14 protein-coding genes are annotated in these 16,217 nt (G+C 70.2%); 9 read left to right on the top strand and 5 right to left on the bottom strand.

The window, feature by feature from the left end; all coding sequences use genetic code 11:
* The first annotated feature begins 362 nt into the window (after positions 1-362).
* From O7601_RS19055 to O7601_RS19065, 3 genes are all read left to right on the top strand, one after another.
* Positions 363-1,172, top strand: coding sequence for an ABC transporter ATP-binding protein (locus O7601_RS19055; RefSeq protein ID WP_281562457.1), 810 nt, complete (start codon positions 363-365; stop codon positions 1,170-1,172).
* Positions 1,150-2,034 (top strand): ABC transporter permease, encoded by an 885-nt coding sequence (locus O7601_RS19060; protein ID WP_281562458.1) that lies wholly within the window; start codon positions 1,150-1,152, stop codon positions 2,032-2,034. Before O7601_RS19055 ends, O7601_RS19060 begins: the two co-directional genes overlap by 23 nt.
* Before the next feature lie 108 nt (positions 2,035-2,142).
* On the top strand, positions 2,143-3,159 hold the full coding sequence (locus O7601_RS19065; protein WP_281562459.1) for an ABC transporter substrate-binding protein: 1,017 nt from the start codon (positions 2,143-2,145) through the stop codon (positions 3,157-3,159).
* Between the two features lie 107 nt (positions 3,160-3,266).
* Here the strand turns inward: O7601_RS19065 and O7601_RS19070 are convergent, their stop codons facing one another.
* A complete protein-coding gene (locus O7601_RS19070; protein ID WP_281562460.1) occupies positions 3,267-4,967 on the bottom strand; it encodes a DEAD/DEAH box helicase in 1,701 nt (566 codons plus the stop codon).
* 324 nt (positions 4,968-5,291) lie between these two features.
* On the opposite strand from O7601_RS19070, the gene O7601_RS19075 reads away from it, so the two are divergent.
* The 3 genes from O7601_RS19075 to O7601_RS19085 all read left to right on the top strand — a co-directional run bounded on the left by O7601_RS19075 (position 5,292) and on the right by O7601_RS19085 (position 8,749).
* Complete coding sequence (locus O7601_RS19075) at positions 5,292-6,248, top strand: DUF5715 family protein (RefSeq protein WP_281562461.1); 957 nt, start codon at positions 5,292-5,294, stop codon at positions 6,246-6,248.
* A 3-nt stretch (positions 6,249-6,251) separates the two neighbouring features.
* Positions 6,252-7,862, top strand: a complete 1,611-nt coding sequence (locus tag O7601_RS19080; protein ID WP_281562462.1) for an asparagine synthase-related protein — start codon at positions 6,252-6,254, stop codon at positions 7,860-7,862.
* Between the two features lie 68 nt (positions 7,863-7,930).
* Positions 7,931-8,749 (top strand): MerR family transcriptional regulator, encoded by an 819-nt coding sequence (locus O7601_RS19085; RefSeq protein WP_281562463.1) that lies wholly within the window; start codon positions 7,931-7,933, stop codon positions 8,747-8,749.
* A 75-nt stretch (positions 8,750-8,824) separates the two neighbouring features.
* On the opposite strand, the gene O7601_RS19090 is transcribed toward O7601_RS19085, so the two are convergent.
* Together O7601_RS19090 and O7601_RS19095 are read right to left on the bottom strand one after the other, a co-directional pair.
* Complete coding sequence (locus O7601_RS19090) at positions 8,825-9,046, bottom strand: DUF2188 domain-containing protein (RefSeq protein ID WP_164447321.1); 222 nt, start codon at positions 9,044-9,046, stop codon at positions 8,825-8,827.
* A 137-nt stretch (positions 9,047-9,183) separates the two neighbouring features.
* Positions 9,184-10,641, bottom strand: coding sequence for a hypothetical protein (locus O7601_RS19095; protein WP_281562464.1), 1,458 nt, complete (start codon positions 10,639-10,641; stop codon positions 9,184-9,186).
* 139 nt (positions 10,642-10,780) lie between these two features.
* Here O7601_RS19095 and O7601_RS19100 point away from each other — a divergent pair, with 139 nt between their 5' ends.
* Entirely contained in the window at positions 10,781-11,488 is a 708-nt protein-coding gene (locus tag O7601_RS19100) for a DUF305 domain-containing protein (protein WP_281562465.1), read from the top strand.
* Positions 11,489-11,508: 20 nt separating this feature from the next.
* Here O7601_RS19100 and O7601_RS19105 read toward each other — a convergent pair whose 3' ends face one another.
* Positions 11,509-12,771 (bottom strand): nucleotide sugar dehydrogenase, encoded by a 1,263-nt coding sequence (locus O7601_RS19105; protein WP_281562466.1) that lies wholly within the window; start codon positions 12,769-12,771, stop codon positions 11,509-11,511.
* A 105-nt stretch (positions 12,772-12,876) separates the two neighbouring features.
* On the bottom strand, positions 12,877-14,250 hold the full coding sequence (locus O7601_RS19110) for a serine/threonine-protein kinase (RefSeq protein WP_281562467.1): 1,374 nt from the start codon (positions 14,248-14,250) through the stop codon (positions 12,877-12,879).
* 475 nt (positions 14,251-14,725) lie between these two features.
* On the opposite strand from O7601_RS19110, the gene O7601_RS19115 reads away from it, so the two are divergent.
* Both O7601_RS19115 and O7601_RS19120 read left to right on the top strand, forming a co-directional pair.
* Positions 14,726-15,355: an RNA polymerase sigma factor gene (locus O7601_RS19115; RefSeq protein ID WP_281562468.1), complete on the top strand. Its 630-nt coding sequence runs from the start codon at positions 14,726-14,728 to the stop codon at positions 15,353-15,355.
* Between the two features lie 19 nt (positions 15,356-15,374).
* A complete protein-coding gene (locus O7601_RS19120; RefSeq protein ID WP_281562469.1) occupies positions 15,375-16,130 on the top strand; it encodes a hypothetical protein in 756 nt (251 codons plus the stop codon).
* The last annotated feature ends 87 nt before the right edge of the window (positions 16,131-16,217 follow it).

The raw sequence follows: 16,217 nt of genomic DNA on the forward strand, positions 1-16,217 counted from the left end.
AGTCAGCTTGGAGACAGCAGATGCCGCGATCCCCGCCACCCCCACTGGACCTGTCGAAATGCAGGGCGACGTGCGAGCGTCAGGTGCCCTGAAGGTTGGATCGCCATGACCGGCTCGCTCCCGTGCCCGTCCGGTCGGTGACTCCGACGCAGCACGGCGTCGTCCGCGGAACCTGCGGCTAGGACGCAAGCGGCGCGAGACCTGTCCAGGTCGGCCCCGACTGGCGTGTCAGCGCGCCGACGAACGGACCCGACCGTTCCAACACCACGGCCACCAACCGGAGCCAGTCGCCTAGCCGACGAGTCCAAGGGAGTCCCTGCATGGTTCAACCGTCCCCGCCGCGTACCGAGCCGGAACGGAGCGTGCCGCACCCCGGCGAGCGACCGGACACGCTGCTCCGCGTGTCTCACGCGTCGATCGGCTATCGGGTCAACGGCGCCTTCACCCGAGCCGTGGCAGACGTGAGTTTCGACGTCGCCGCCGGCGAAACGATCATGTTGATCGGCCCGTCCGGATGCGGAAAGTCGACCCTTCTCAAGACCATCGCGGGATTCCTGGACCTCGCCGACGGCACGATCACCGTCGCCGGGCGACGCACACTCGCTCCCGGGCCGGACCGCGCGGTCGTGTTTCAGGAGTTCGACCAGCTGTTTCCCTGGCGTGACGTACTGGACAACGTGGCGTACCCGTTGCGCCGCAACGGCCGCACAAAGGCCGAAGCGGAGCAACAGGCTCGTCGCTATCTGGAGATGATGGGGCTGAGCCGTGCTCTCGACCGCCACCCGCACCAGCTCTCGGGTGGCATGAAGCAGCGGGTGGCGATCGCGCGTGCGTTCGCGCTGGAGCCCGTCATGCTGCTGATGGACGAGCCGTTCGGCGCCCTGGACGCCCTCACCCGCGCCCGCCTCCAGGCCGAACTCAACGCCATCGCGAAGCGTACCGGGGTGACCATCCTGTTCGTCACCCACAGTATCGAAGAGGCCATCGTCCTCGGCGATCGCGTCGTCGTGCTGACCGACCCGCCCTCGGTCGTCCGCGAGGTTGTGACGATCACCGAGGAGGCGAAGGTGGTCGGTTCAGAGCAGTACCGAAGCGTGCGGACACACTTGGGCAGCCTGCTGCACCGGGATGGTAAGGAGGCAGACGAGGATGTCGCTGAGTTCACCGACTGAACAACAGACGATCACGCCGGCCGGGGGGACTCCGGTGCCGCCGACGACCACCACCGACGCCGCGCCGCGGCGGGTGCGGGACTGGCGGTGGGGATCGATGCCGGTATGGCTGCGACGGGTGCTCGTTGTCGTCCTGCTGCTGACCGGTTGGCAGCTCTACGTCACGGTGTCGGGCGTCAACCCCCTGCTGTTCTCCTCGCCCGCGGACGTGGGCAAGGCCCTGGTCGCCGGATTCCAGAACGGCGAGCTGCTCCGATCGACCGGCACCACGATGCGGGTCCTGCTGCTCGGCATGCTCTTCGGCAGTCTGATCGCGGTCGTGCTGACCACTCTCGCAGTGTGGACGCGTTTCGGGGAGGACGTGCTCGTCGTCTTCTCCTCGATGCTGAATCCATTGCCATCGATCGCTGTGCTGCCGCTGGCTATCCTGTGGTTCGGGCTGAGTGAAACGGCGCTGGTCTTCGTGGTCGCCAACGCGGTCATCTGGCCGATTGCCATCAATGTCAATACCGGTTTTCGGACGGCGAACCGCACGATTCTGGCGGTGGGGCGCAACATCGGCCTCAAGCGCTGGCGCATGATTTCCGAGGTGCTCTTTCCCGCCGCTCTCCCGCACACCATCTCGGGGGTGAAGACCGCCTGGGCGTTCGGCTGGCGCACCATCGTCGCCTCCGAACTCGTGTTCGGCGTTGCTGGCGGTGGGGGCGGCCTCGGCTACTTCATCAACAACAGCCGTTACTACCTCGACATCCCCGACGTTTTCGCCGGCCTGGTGACGATCGCTGTCATCGGTCTCCTGATTGACATGGTGTTCATTCTCATCGAGCGGCGTACCGTCGTGCGATGGGGCATGAAGACGTAGCCGGCTCGCCGACCCGTCGGCCTTCCGGTGACCACCACCGCAGGTGGAACGCAACTGTCCACCGCACACCCCCGTCCACTACCAGCAAGACAAGGTGGGGTTCACTTCATGACTTCAACCAAGCCTCGAACCGCTCGGCGATCCCGTTTCACCGCCGTCGCCGCACTTGCCGCGCTCCTGCTGACCTCGACCGCGTGCGGTTCCGACGAAGCCACCGAGCAGGCCAGTGACGGTATGCCGGCCAAGGTCACCATCGCGTACCAGCCGGGCCTGTCATACGCTCCGCTCATCCTGCTCAAGCAGAGCGGCACCCTGGAGAAGGAATTCCCCAACACAACGTTCGAGTGGACGGAGTTGTCGTCCAGCGCCGCAGTGCAGGACGGCATGATCTCCGGCGACATCCAGGTCGGCGCGGGTAGCGCGGCGCAGATGATTCTGGCCTGGGACAAGGGCGTCGACTGGCGGTACCTCGCCTCACTCAACGACGCGGAGCTGTGGCTGATGGCCAAGGACGAGCGTCTCAAGTCTCTCAGTGACTTCACCGGCTCCGACAAGATCGCAATGCCCTCGTTGACGTCTATCCAGGCGCTGGTCCTCCGCAAGGGAGCCCAGGCGCAGCTCGGTGACGCCAAGGCGCTCGACACCAACATCGTGCCGATGTCTCACCCGGACGGCTTGCAGAATCTGGTCAGTGGCCAGATCGCCGGGCACCTGACCTCACCGCCGTTCCAGTTCGACGAGCAGGATCAGGGCATGCGCGTCGTCCTGAAGAGCAGTGACCTCTTCGGGCCGATCATGTTCAACGGCGTGTTCATGATGAACGAGTACTACGAGCAGAACACCGAGTTCTCGACGAAGTTCTATTCGATCCTGGAGAAGCAGATCGGCGCGCTCGCGGACAACCCGGCCGCGGCGGCGAACGACCTCTCGACGAACTCCGGCGGAAAGACCTCGCCGGAGAGCTTCGAGAAGTACCTCACCAACCCGGCGATCACCTACACGACCGAACCGCACGGTCTCCAGGACATCGCCGGTTTCATGAAGGAGATCGGAATGATCTCGAAGACCCCGGGCAGCTGGAAGGACCTCACCTTCCCCACCGTCCACGAGAGTGCTGGCAGCTGACAGCACGACCCGTATATCCCGCGCGGTGACCTCGCCGTCGGCGGTCGCTTCCGGCGACCGCCGACGGCTCGTCGTGCCCCAGTGACCGGCAACGGACGGCGCTGCGGTCAGCGGCGCTCGTCGCGGTCCCGGCGGACGGTGGCCTTGCGACCCTTGATGGTGCTTCCCCGCAGCCCGGCGATGACCTCGTCGGCGACAGTGACAGGCACCTCCACCAGGGAGAATCGATCGGCGATCTCGATCGAGCCGATGTCCCGGCCCCGGACCCCGGTCTCCCCGGTGATCGCGCCCACCAGATCCTGCGGGCGCACCCCGGCCCGCCGGCCCACCCCGATGAAGACCTGGGTGGTGCCGGCGGTGCGGGGCCGCGCCGGACGGCGCTCGCCCCGGCCCTCGTACCCCGCCGACCGTCCTTCCCGGGGCGGGCGGACCGCGACCTGAGGAATCTCCTCCTCGGCCTCGTCGGAACCGGGCAGCGTCGCCTCGTGGGCCAGCTTCACGGCGGCGAGCGCCACCTCCATCAGGTCGAACTCGTCGCTGAGCGTCTCGACGATCACCCGGAACGGGTCCAGGTCGTCCTCCAGCAGGCTTTCCCGCAGCGCGGCCTGGGTCAGCTCCAGCCGACGGGTCCGTAGGTCGGCGACCGTGGGAATCTTGTCGATCGTGATCCGCTGCCCGGTGACCCGTTCGATGGTCTTGAGCATCCGGTGTTCCCGGGGCTCGGCCAGAGTGATCGCCACCCCCTCCCGGCCGGCTCGGCCCACCCGACCGATGCGGTGCACGTACGACTCGGGCGCCGACGGCACGTCGAAGTTGACCACGTGGCTGAGCTGTTCGACGTCGAGCCCACGGGCCGCCACGTCGGTGGCGACCAGTAGGTCGGCGGTGCCAGCGCGCAGCCGCCCCATCACCCGGTCCCGCTGCTCCTGGCTCATGCCGCCGTGCAGCGCCTCCGCCCGGTAACCGCGACCGTTCATCGTCTCGGTGAGCCGGTCGACCTCCTCCCGGCTACGGCAGAACACGATCGCCGCGGTGGGCGACTCGACGTCCAGCACCCGCCCCAGCGCCGCTGGTTTGTGCGCCCGCGCCACCAGGTACGCGCTCTGCCGTACCCGGGGCGCCTCACCGGCCACCGGCTGCTCGCGGGCGATCAGGATGCGCACCGGATCGCTCAGGTGCGCTCGGGCCATCCCGTCGATACGCGCCGGCATGGTGGCCGAGAACAGCACCGTCTGCCGCTGCTCGGGGGTGTGTTCCAGGATCGCCTCGATGTCCTCGGCGAAGCCCATGTCGAGCATCTCGTCTGCCTCGTCCAGCACCACCGTGGCGAGGTTGCCCAACCGCAGCGTGCCGCGGGCGATGTGGTCCAGAGCGCGGCCGGGAGTGGCCACCACGACGTCGATGCCCGCGTCCAGCGCCCGCAACTGCCGACCGATCGGCTGCCCACCGTAGATCGGCAACACCCGCGCACCGAGATCCTTGCCGTAGCGGTGGAACGCCTCGGAGACCTGCACCGCGAGTTCCCGGGTCGGCACCAGCACCAGCGCGTGCGGGTCGTCGCCCGCCCGGTCGTCGGGCATCCGCTGCAACAGCGGCAGGGCGAACGCCGCCGTCTTGCCGGTGCCCGTCGCCGCCTGCCCGAGCAGATCCCGGCCGCCCAGCAGCGGCGGGATCGCCTCCCGCTGGATCGGCGTGGGCTCCTCGTACCCAAGCGCGGCGAGCGCGGCGAGCAGTTCGGGTCGTAGGCCGAGTTCCGTGAAGGCGGGCGGCTCGGCGGACGGGTCGGGCAGTACGGGCGTGGAACTCATGGGTCAAGCCTTTCATCACGCTCCCCGGTCCGCTGCGGCGACCACCCGAACATGTGCGCGGCGTCGCCGAGGGCGACGTGCCCGGACACCGGGCCCAGCATCGGGTCGTGACAGTCACCGTGCCGACCTGCGGTCCGCAGGAGGGCCGTCTGCGACGGGTCATCGCGTCCTTCGCCGCCAACGGTGCCCGCGTACGCCGGCCGCGCGGCCGGCCGCGCGGTTGGCACGCCTTAGGGGGATACAGGAGTATTGCTCGTGCTCATCCGGATTGGTGCGATTACTTTCTGTCACAGGCGACCGTCGCGGCGGCAGAGAGGACCGATCATGCGAGTGCCCAGCCGAAGCCCGGGACACCGACCCGGTCTCCCCGTCACCCCGGCCCGTCGACGCCCGCCGGGTACCGTGCGCCCGCTCACCGCAGCCCCGCCCGACCTGGCGGCCTACCGCGACGCCGTGGCCGAACTGCTGGTCGAGGTGAGCGCGCTCGCCGGGGTGAGCAGCGCGAAGGCGCGTCAGGTGCTGATCGACCAGCGGCTGCGGGAACCGGCCATCATGCAGGTCCTCGACGCCACGTCCCAGGGTCTGATCGGAGCCCGCGAGACTCTGCTGCTGGAGATGGCCCGGTACCAGCCGAACGAGCGCAGTTCCGCCGCTGACCTGGCCGCGCTGGTGCGCATCTACCTGCTGTCCCGCGTCGACGTGATGTGGTGGCGCGACGCCGCCACCTTCCTCACCGACGCGGAGGTCAACCACAGCGCCGAACTGGTCGACCTGGAGTGGTTGCGGCGGCGAGGGCTGCTCCGGTTCCAGTACACCGAGCAGCCCCGCACGGTCGTCGGCCGGGGCGTGCGCGCGCTGCGCCGCCGGATGGTGCCCGACGCCACGCCGCGTACCGCCGGGTTGCTGTTCCGCCGGGCCCGTCGTGAGGTGATCGCCCTGCTCAACGAGATCGGTCGCGAGTTCGCCGCCGCCACCCCGGCGGGTGCCCCACCGCTGTGGGTGACCAGCCTGGTCCGCAGCGCCGAACACCAGTACCGGTTGCGGCGCCTCGGGTACGCCGCGATGGTGCCCAGCGGCCACTGCCTGGGCTGGGCGGTGGACGTGGAGATGGAGTGGCACCGCCGCTTCGGAACCCGGGACACCCTGGCCGAGGTGCTGCTGAACCGGCAACGGACGGGCGAGATCAACGTGGTGGACGAGGGCCAGGCGTGGCACGTCTGCCTCGCGCCGTCGGCGACGCTGCGGCTGCGCCGGGCGTACGAAGCCGAGATGGGGAGCTGACCCGTGTGCGGGATCATGCTCAGCATCGGCCCGGAGGCGGACCCGGCGATCTTCCGACGAATGCTCGGCACGCTCGCCCCACGGGGCGAGGTGACCGAGACCCGACACGAGAGCGGTCTGCTCGCCGGCACCCGGCGGCTGCGGGTGGTGGACCGCGAGCGGGCCGTGCAGCCCTGGGTCTCCGCCGACGAGCGTTGGCTGCTCTGCTACAACGGCGAGGTCTTCAACCACCATGAGCTGCGGACCGAGCTGACCGCCCTCGGTCACCGGTTCCGCAGCGGCAGCGACACCGAGGTGGTGCTCGCCGCGTTCGAGCACTGGGGCGAGCGGGTGGTGACCCGGTTGCGTGGCGAGTACGCCTTCGTCGTGGTGGAACGGGCCACCGGGCGCGCGTACCTGGTCCGGGATCCGCTCGGCGTGAAGCCCCTGTACTGGGCGCGGACACCGGGATGCCTGCACCTCGCCAGCGAGGTCAAGGCGCTGGTCCGGCTGGGCGCGCCGGTGGGCGAGGTGCCGCCGGGGCACCACGGTTGGGCCGACGCCGAAGGTGACCCGCAGCTGCGACCGTACGTGGACCTGCTCGCCCTCGGCGCGGGCCGGCCGGTGGTGGCGGACCCGGACGAGGCCGCCCTGCTCGTCCGTGCCGCCCTCACCGACAGCCTCCGGGTGCGGATGGACACCGACCTGACGGTGGGCGTGGTGCTCTCCGGCGGACTGGACAGCTCGCTGGCGCTGCTGCACGCGGCTCAGCTGCACCCGGACTGCGTGGCCGTCACCGTCGGGGTGCCGGAGAGCCCGGATCTGGTGTACGCCCGGCGGTTGGCCAGGGAACTCGGCGTGGCACACGAGGTGGTGGAGTTGCGCCCGCGCGACATCCGGCTCGCCGACGTACGGGAGGCGATCCGGATTTCCGAGCTGACCGAGTACGGGGACATCATCAACGCGGTCGTCTCCGTGCCGATCTTCCGGCGGCTGCGGGAGCTGGGCGTCAAGGTGGTCCTCACCGGAGACGGGTCGGACGAGCTGTTCGGCGGCTACCCCATGTACCACGAGGTCGGCCCGGAGGCGTCCCGGCGTCTCTTCCTACACAAGATCCGCAACCTGTGCCGGACGGAGTTGCAACGGGTCGACCGGACCAGCATGGCCTTCGGCGTCGAGGCCCGGGTGCCCTTCCTCGACCTCGCGCTCGTCGAGTTGGCGATGCGGTTGCCGATCGAGTTGAAGCTGCGGGACGGCCAGGAGAAGTGGATCGTGCGGCGGGCCTTCGCCGACGTGCTGCCCGACTACATCCGGCGTCGGCCGAAGAACCCCATGTCGTACTCCTCCGGGCTGCACGAGCGGGCCCGGCTGTACAAGCCGCTCTTCGCACGCCTGCACCGCTCGTTCGGCTATCACCTGCTGGAGCCGGTCCGCCGCGACTTCGACAGCGTGCTGATGCGGTGCGGCAACGACCTGGACGCCGCGCTCGCCGCCGGGCGGGTGCGGCCCGACTACACCGTGCTCGAACACGCCCGGGACCTGGTCGGCGCGGCGAAGTGGAACGCCACCCCGATCATGCGCCGGCTGGTGTCCCCACGCCGCAACCGCGGCGACGAGGCCCCACTGCCCGGCTGAGCCGTTGCCGGCGTCCGGTGGCCCGGGCTTGACTCTGACACCGTGTCAGCGCCGATCGTGGGGGAGCCATGTTGACCATCGGAGACTTCGCCCGCCTGGGCCGGGTGTCGGTACGGATGCTGCGGCACTACGACAGCATCGGGCTGCTACCGCCGGCCGTCGTCGATCCGCACAGCGGCTACCGCTACTACACCGCCGCCCAGCTGGGTCGGCTCAACCGGGTGATCGCCCTGAAGGACCTGGGGCTGACCCTGGCCCAGGTCCGGGCGATCCTCGACGAGACTGTCGACCTGGGTGAGCTGCGGGGCATGCTACGGCTGCGCCGGGCCCAGTTGGCCGCCCAGGTGGCGGCGGACACCACTCGACTGTCCAGTGTCGAGGCGAGGCTCCACATGATCGAGACGGAGGGTCGGATGACCAGCCAGGATGTCGTGCTCAAGCAGGTGCCACCGATCCGGGTCGCGGAGCTGAGTGCCGTTGCCCGCAGCTACGAGCCCGCGGACATCGGTCCGGTACTGACGCCGCTCTACCCGGAGCTGTTCCGCAGGCTGGAGGCAGCCGGGGTCAACCCGGCCGGGCCGGCCGTTGCCTGGTACGACCGGGCCGCCGACGGCGAGGGCGTGGTCGTGCATGCCGGGGTGGGTATCGAGGGCGAGGCGGCGGCCGGTGGCGTCGCCGTGGTGGAACTGCCGGCGATCACGGCGGCGACGACGATCCACCACGGCCCCATGGACACGGCCGACCGCAGCATGCAGGTGCTGGCCCGCTGGATCGAGGAGAACGACTGGCGGACGGACGGCTACGCGCGCGAGCTCTACGTGGATTATTGGCCCGAGGAGGCCGACAAGGGGGTCACCGAGTTGCAGCTGCCGGTACGCCGGATCTGAACCGGACCGGCGACGGCGGCCTGCCGACAGCACCCGGGTGGATGGTGTCGGCAGGCCGCCGCGGGTGCTGCCCGGTCAGCCGGCGGGCGGGTACGGGTCGTCCTGGTAGGTGTACTCGGTCTCGATTTTCCCGTCGGCCGTGTGCACCACCAGCTGGCTGGGCTCGTTGCCGTGCGCCGTCTCGCGCCCGACCTCGACCGCCCGCTGCTTCGTGTCGTACGTCCCGACCACGGTGCTGCCCTGCTCGACCTTCCAGCCGGTGCCGTCGGGCACCACGTGGTACTCGTTGCGCGTCATCTCAACACCCCTTCCTGCGTGACGGACGTGGTACCCGGGACAGGCGGTAGGAAACGCGGCAACCGATGCGGCTGTGACGCGGCCGGGCCCGGCCACCCCCGTACGGGAGCGACCGGGCCCGGTCGGTGTGCTGGGTCCTACCAGCTCAGGTAGCTGGGCTGGGTCTGCACGTTCAGCTCGCGGAAGTGGGCCAGCTTGGCCGTCCACGTCCGCCAGTCGTTGAGCGCGAGCACGTCGAGCCCCTTCTGGATGTCGGAGGAGTAGATGTGCCCGTTGTAGTAGTAGGCCGACCAGGAGCCGCCCAGGATGAGCTGGCTGTCCGACAGCGGGCCGCGCTCCCAGTAGCCGATCTCCTTGGGGTTGCGGGAGTCGGTGAAGTCCCACACCGAGACGCCGCCCTGGTACCAGGCCTGGACCATGATGTCCTTGCCGAGGACCGGGATGAGCGAGCCGTTGTGGGCCACGCAGTTCTCGGTGTCGCCGTTGGTCCGGGGGATCTTGTAGTAGCTGCGGAACTCCAGCTTGCGCTGGTCGCCCCGACCGGTGATGTCGTAGATGGCGTTGGCGCCGCGCTCCGGGCCCACGGTCTCGTTGCAGGTGGCGCCGCCGCCACCGCCCAGCTCGTCGGTGAAGACGACCTTGGTGCCGCGGTTGTTGAAGGTGGCCGAGTGCCAGAACGCGAAGTTGGTCGTGTCCCGCACGGTGTGCAGCACCCGTGGCGCCTCCCGCTTGCTGATGTCCAGCAGCACCCCGTCACCCATGCAGGCGCCGGCGGCGAGGTCCTTCGTCGGGTAGGCGGTGATGTCGTGGCAACCGGTGGTCGCCGAGCCGCCGGTACGACCCTCGTAGCCACCGTCGGGGAAGAGGTTCGGCGTGGCGACGACGGCCGCGTCGGTCGGCTTCTTCAGCGGCACCTTGACGATGCTGATCGAGTCGTGCGGCGGCTGGCAGTCCGGGAAGGCGGCGTTCGGGCTGTACGAGGAGACGTACAGGTAGACCGACTTCTTGTCCTTCGCCGGTACCAGCGTGTGCGTGTGCGAGCCGCAGGCCGTCTCGACCGCCTTGATGTACCGCGGACTGGCCTTGTGCTTGATGTCGAAGATCTTGATGCCCTCCCACGATTCCTTGTTCGTGGCGGACTGGGAGGTGCTGCTGCACGAGTCGTCGTTGCGGGACGAGTCCGTCGACAGGAAGAGCAGGTCACCGTAGACGGAGACGTCGTTCTGCGCGCCCGGGCAGAGCACCTGAGAGACGATCTTCGGCTTGCTCGGCTTGGCGACGTCGTAGATGACGAAGCCGTCGTAGTTGCCGACGAAGGCGTACCTGCCCTGGAAGGCGATGTCGGTGCCGAACGCCGCGGTGGTGTCGAACGGCGCCTGCTTCGGCAGGTTGGCGATCAGTTTGAGGTTGGGGCTGCTGGCGATCTCGTCGACACCGAGCGGTGCCTCGACGGCTGCGGCGGACTGGTTGGCCGCCGGTGCGACGGCCTGCGCGTTACCGGGTGAGGCAACGGCGATGCTGGCGAACAGGAGCCCGGTGGCGGCCACACTGACGAAACGCAGTTGCCGCCCCCGTGGCAGGGTCAATCCGACCATCGGCGACGCCCTTCGAAAGGGTAGTGACGTTGGCCGTACCCTACTCGCAGACGACTTTCATCGATGTGATCCAAGTCACAATTCACGTCTAATGTGAATGGTTACGATCGCAGCGACCTCGACCCGGAGGAGGTGTGGCATGACCACTCGGCGCGGACGGCTACTTGCCGCCGTCACATCGATTGTCGTCGCGCTCGCCATCGGCGGCTTCGCGTTGCGGGCTGGTCACTCCACGTCGGACGATCCGGCCCCGGCCGCCGCCACCGCGCCCTCCACCGCCAGCCCCGCGCCGAGCCCGGCGGACGCCTCCGTGCCACCGGTCATCGTGCCGGGCCGTCCTGGCGAGGAAGCCGTCGAACGCCCCGCCGACGAGGTACGCGACGACGCGCCACCGCGCTACAACGGGCTGGACACCTGGTTCGTCCGGATGATGATCCCGCACCACGAGCAGGCGCTGGAGATGGCGGATCTGGCCACCGACCGGTCCGCCGAACCGCAGGTGCGGGCCCTCGCCGACCGGATCCGGGCCAGCCAGGGCCCGGAGATCGGTGTGCTGCGGGCCTGGCTGACCGCGCGGGGACTCTCCGCCGGTGTCGACGGGCACGACCATGCCACGATGCGCGGCATGCAGTCGGCCGAGGCGATGCGCCGGCTCTCGGCCGCCCGAGGCGCCGAGTTCGACAGTCTCTTCGTGCGGATGATGACCGAGCACCACGAGGGCGCGGTGGTGATGGCGACCGATGTGTTGAAGGTGGGGGTCGACCTGACCGTGGAGCAGTTCGCCACCTCCGTGGCCAGCGAGCAGGCCGTCGAGATCGCCCGGATGCGCGATCTTCTACCGTCCTGACCGCGCTCGCGGACCGTTGGTCAGAGACGTTCCACGGTGGGGCCGGTGCAGCGGTTGCGGGTGTCGAAGACGTATCGGGCATGCCGGACCACGAGGTCGTAGTCGAACACGTCGTGGTCGGTCACCACCACGACGCCGTCGGCCTCGCGCAGCTCCCGCTCGGTCAGGCTCACCGTCAGCACCCCGGCGGGCAGGTGGTGCGCCTCGGCGTACGGCTCGACCGCCCGCACCTCGGCACCGAGTTCCCGCAGCCGCCGGGCGACCTCGACGGCCGGCGAGTCGCGCATGTCACCGGTGTTGCGTTTGTACGCCAGCCCGAGCAGCAGCAGCCGGGCGTCCTTGACCGCCCGCCCGGAGCGGTTCAGCCCGGCCATCACCCGTTGCGTCACGTGTTCGGGCATCTCGTGGTTGACGTCGTTGGCCAGCTCGATGAACCGGAACTGCCGGCCGAGGCGGCGCTTGACCTGCCAGGAGAGGTAGCAGGGGTCGATCGGTAGGCAGTGCCCGCCGACGCCCGGCCCGGGCCGGAACGGCATGAATCCGAACGGCTTGGTCTCGGCCGCTTCGATGGCCTGCCACACGTCGATGTTCAGCTGGTGCGAGAGCATCGTCAGCTCGTTGACCAGGGCGATGTTGACCTGCCGGAAGGTGTTCTCGATCAGCTTGGTCAGCTCGGCGATCCGAGTCGAGTCCACCGGCACCGTCCGCTCCACCAGGCGTCGATAGAACGAGTCGACCCGGGTCAGCGCGGCGGCGTCCACCCCGGAGACCACCTTCGGGGTGTTGGCCAGCCGCCAGGTCGGGTTGCCCGGGTCGATGCGCTCGGGGCTGTACCCGAGGTGGAAGTCTCCCGGGCTGCGCAGCCCGCTGGCCGCCTCCAGCAGCGGCCGGAGCAGCTCCTCGGTGGTACCGGGGTAGGTGGTGGACTCCAGGACCACCGTGCAGCCGGGCCGCAGGTACGGTCCGATTCCCCTACCGGCCTGCTCCACGAAGCTCAGGTCGGGCGTGCCGTCGCGCAGTGGAGTGGGCACGGTGATGACGCAGATGTCGAAGTCCTTCGCGTCGGCGTACTCGGTGCTCGGGCGGTACCGACCGGTGGCCAGCGCGCGGCCGAGCCGGTCGGCCGGAATGTCCGCCACGAACGACTCGCCCGAGGCGAGGCGCTTGATCCGGTCGGCGTCGACGTCGAGGCCGACCACGTCCAGTCCGGCCTCGACGGCCTGCATGGCCAGCGGCAGACCTACGTAACCCTGGCCGACGACGACCAACTTCTCCACGCTCACCCGAACTCCCGCACCGTAGGAGATAACTGCTGGTGAGGAGCCTAGAGCGCGGTCTGGTGCCGTACGTCCGTTTCGGGAATTCCGGGGAGATTGTGGCTGGTGAGGTCAGCCGCCCTCGCCGTCGTCGGTGTCCGGCGGCGGGTCTACCACGGGCGGTGTGCTGGGCGGCGACGATGGGGGCGACACCGACGGAGTGGGGGCGCTGGACGAGCCCGTCGGCTCGGGGGCGTCGGAGCTTGACGCGCTCGGCTCCGGCGGCGCGGGTTCGCTCGACTCGCTGGGCTGCGGCGAGGACGGCTCGGGCGACGGGGAGTCGGTCGGCCGGGTCGTCGAACCGGCCGGACGCAGCGACGGCGCCTGCGCCGGTGCGCTCTCCTGCGGGCTCGGTGGTGCCGCCTCCCCGTCGGTGGACTGCACCGTCGGGGCGGTGGTCGGCAGCTTGACCGCCGGGGTGTCCGCCTCCTGGGTGGCGCCGAGCGCCGCGCCGAGCGCCGTCATCCCCACCAGCACGGCGGTCAGCGCACCTACCAGCTTGCCGCGTCGCCGACGCCCCGGTGGCGGTGCGTCGACCACCGGCAGTCCGGTGCGCGTGTCCGGCCCGGCGTCGCGCAGTGGCGTGGTCATCGGGACCACAGTGGTCGGCAGGGCGCCCTCGGAGACGGCCGCCCGTGCCGCTTCCGCCATCGCCGCGGCGCTGCTGAACCGGTCCGCCGGGTCCTTGGCCAGAGCCCGGTCGACAAGCACCCGCACCGCTTCCGGGATGTCGTGCGGCAGCTCCGGTGGCGGGTCGTCGAGATGCCGGACGGCAACCTGGAGGGGGTTGTCGCCGGTGAACGGCGGACTGCCGGTCAGGCAGCAGTAGGCGACGGCGCCGAGCGCGTACAGGTCCGTCGCGCCGGAGACCGGTCGCCCGGCGGCCTGCTCGGGCGCCATATATAGGGCGGTGCCCGGCACGGCGTTCGTGCTGGTGATGCTCGTGACGTTCGTCGAACGGGCCACGCCGAAGTCGACCAGGACGACCGTGCCGTCCTCCTGGATCAGCAGGTTGCTCGGTTTGACGTCGCGGTGCACGATCCCGCCGGCGTGCGCGGCGTGCAACGCCTGGGCCGACTGTGCCACCACCGACATGGTCAGGCCCACATCCAGGCGACCCTCGGCCTCGATCCGCTTGGACAGCGGCTGACCGGTGACGAACTCCATGACCAGGTAGTCGGCCCGGCCGCCATCGGGCAGGTCGTCCTCACCGCAGTCGTAGACCTGCACGATGCCCGGGTGCCGCAGTGCCGCCATGATCCGCGCCTCGGCGCGGAACCGGGCGATGAAGTCGGGATCGGAGACGAGCGAGGGCAGCAGTACCTTGACCGCGACCTGCCGTCCGAGGATCAGGTCGGTCGCCCGCCAGACATCGCCCATGCCGCCGGTGGCGACACGTTCGTCCAAGCGGTAACGGCCGCTGAGTACGACCTCCGAAGACAACACCGCATTACCGTACCCACAGTGGGCTCGGACGGCGCGTCGGCGGGTCGGGCGGTGCCGATGGCCGTCGCGGTGTCGCGGTCGACGCAACCGTCGACCACTGACCACGGATGTCCCAGGGTGACCATGGCGGCACAGGGCGCCACGTTGTGGTCGGTATCGGTCCGATACGACTGTCCGTAGCGTCGTGGGCCCGCGCCGCGTTACGGCGAACCGCGGTGGCGCGGGTAGACAATTCTCACTGCGGGTGCATCCGTCCCGCGCTGTCCGGCGGCGTCGGCGCTCGAAACGTCAGCTCCGATCCGGTCGCCGGTGACCGGCGCACGGTCAGGTTGTGGTCCTCGGCGTTGTCGGCGAGAATCCGCTACCGGGCCGCACGCACGAGCCCGGTTCGTTCAAGTCGACGGGGGTGGGGTGCGGGGCGCGGAGTGGGCCGAGCCGACGCGTGCCGCCGCCCGGAAGCGTCGGCGGTGCGACCGTGACCGGTGAGCTGGACCAGCTGGTGGCCGCCGCTCGGGCCGGTGACGAGGACGCCTTCCGCCAGCTGTACCGCAACCTGCAGCCCGGGCTGCTGCGCTACCTGACCGCCCTGGTCGGTGCGGATGCCGAGGACGTCGCGTCGGAGACCTGGTTGCAGGTGGCCCGCGACCTGCCGACCTTCACCGGCGGCGAGTTTCGTGCCTGGGCCGTCACCATCGCCAGGAACCGGGCGATGGACCACCTGCGCCGGCAGCGCCGTCGCCCAGCTTTGTCGGTGCCCGTGCAGGAACTGAGCGAGTTGGCCGGGGACGCGGACACCGCCGAACGGGCGGGCGAGAGTCTCGGCACCGAGGCCGCGCTCGCGATGATCGCCAGCCTGCCGCCCCGGGAGGCCGAGGCGGTCCTGCTGCGCGCCGTGATCGGGCTCGACGCCGAGACCGCCGGGCGGGTGCTCGGCCGTCGGGCCGGTGCGGTGCGTACCGCCGCCCACCGTGGCCTGCGCCGGCTGGCCGTTCTGCTAAACCAGCGAGCTGCCAGCACCGCACCCGACGATGTCCCGACCGCGGCCGACATCCGGGCTCGGCGACGCGCCGGCCTGCCGCCACAGACCGAACCGGTGGACGGCTGACATGCGTGGACTCCGAGTGATGCTGAGCCGTTCGCGGCGCGGCGACCACGAGCGGCTGCTGGACGCCGCCCCGCACGCCCGACCCACCCGGATGGCGACGCCGGATTCAACCGGCCCGCTCGCCGACCTGTTGCGGGCCGCGGCCGGTCCAGCCCGGGAGCGGGAACTGGCCGGCGAGGAGGCCGCCGTCGCGGCATTCCGCACCGCCCGCCACCGCGGCACGGTTCCGTCGACGCCCGGGCGACGACGGAACCGGTTCACCGTCGGGGTGGTGGCCTGGATCGCCGGGCTGGCGGCCACCGCCACCGCGGGCGTCGCCCTCGCGGCGGCCGGTCTGGACGGCCCCGGCCCGGCCTCGGCGCCGGTTGTCACCAGCCCCGCCGCGCCGGCACCCAGCACCGAGGCCACCCCGTCCGGGGAGGCCGTCCCCACCGGCGAGGCCACCGCAGCCCCGACCGATGGTCCGACAGGTGACGCGGCCTCCCCACCTGCGCAGTCGCCGAGCGCGTCGGTGTGGCCGCCGAGCGCCTCGGTGACGCCGGGTCCCGGGGCCAGCGGGAACGTCGGCCCCGGTAACTCGGACAACACCACCGACCGTCCGGGCCTGTGTCGGGCCTATCTGGCCAAGTCGGCACGACAGCGGGAGAAGGCCCTGCGCACGCCGGCCTTCGAGGAACTCGTGGTCGCGGCCCGCGGCGCGGAACACGTCGAGGAGTACTGCCACGGCCTGCTGGCCGACCCGGACCCGGAGCCGACCGAAAGCGCCGTCGGCTGAGTCACACATCCGGCGGTCCGCGCGAAGATGCACCACCTCCATTCCGCGCCGAATTCGACCGAATTGTGAAATCTCTTCGACGCACGG

Origin of the sequence: Verrucosispora sp. WMMD573, assembly GCF_027497175.1 — a bacterium.
GTDB lineage: Bacteria > Actinomycetota > Actinomycetes > Mycobacteriales > Micromonosporaceae > Micromonospora.

Bases quoted from the DNA above. Each gene is read 5' to 3' on its own strand.
- O7601_RS19060 (WP_281562458.1), top strand. From the start codon at position 1,150: ATGTCGCTGAGTTCACCGACTGAACAACAGACGATCACGCCGGCCGGG.
- O7601_RS19065 (WP_281562459.1), top strand. From the start codon at position 2,143: ATGACTTCAACCAAGCCTCGAACCGCTCGGCGATCCCGTTTCACCGCC.
- O7601_RS19070 (WP_281562460.1), bottom strand. From the start codon at position 4,967: ATGAGTTCCACGCCCGTACTGCCCGACCCGTCCGCCGAGCCGCCCGCC.
- O7601_RS19075 (WP_281562461.1), top strand. From the start codon at position 5,292: ATGCGAGTGCCCAGCCGAAGCCCGGGACACCGACCCGGTCTCCCCGTC.
- O7601_RS19085 (WP_281562463.1), top strand. From the start codon at position 7,931: ATGTTGACCATCGGAGACTTCGCCCGCCTGGGCCGGGTGTCGGTACGG.
- O7601_RS19090 (WP_164447321.1), bottom strand. From the start codon at position 9,046: ATGACGCGCAACGAGTACCACGTGGTGCCCGACGGCACCGGCTGGAAG.
- O7601_RS19095 (WP_281562464.1), bottom strand. From the start codon at position 10,641: ATGGTCGGATTGACCCTGCCACGGGGGCGGCAACTGCGTTTCGTCAGT.
- O7601_RS19100 (WP_281562465.1), top strand. From the start codon at position 10,781: ATGACCACTCGGCGCGGACGGCTACTTGCCGCCGTCACATCGATTGTC.
- O7601_RS19120 (WP_281562469.1), top strand. From the start codon at position 15,375: ATGCTGAGCCGTTCGCGGCGCGGCGACCACGAGCGGCTGCTGGACGCC.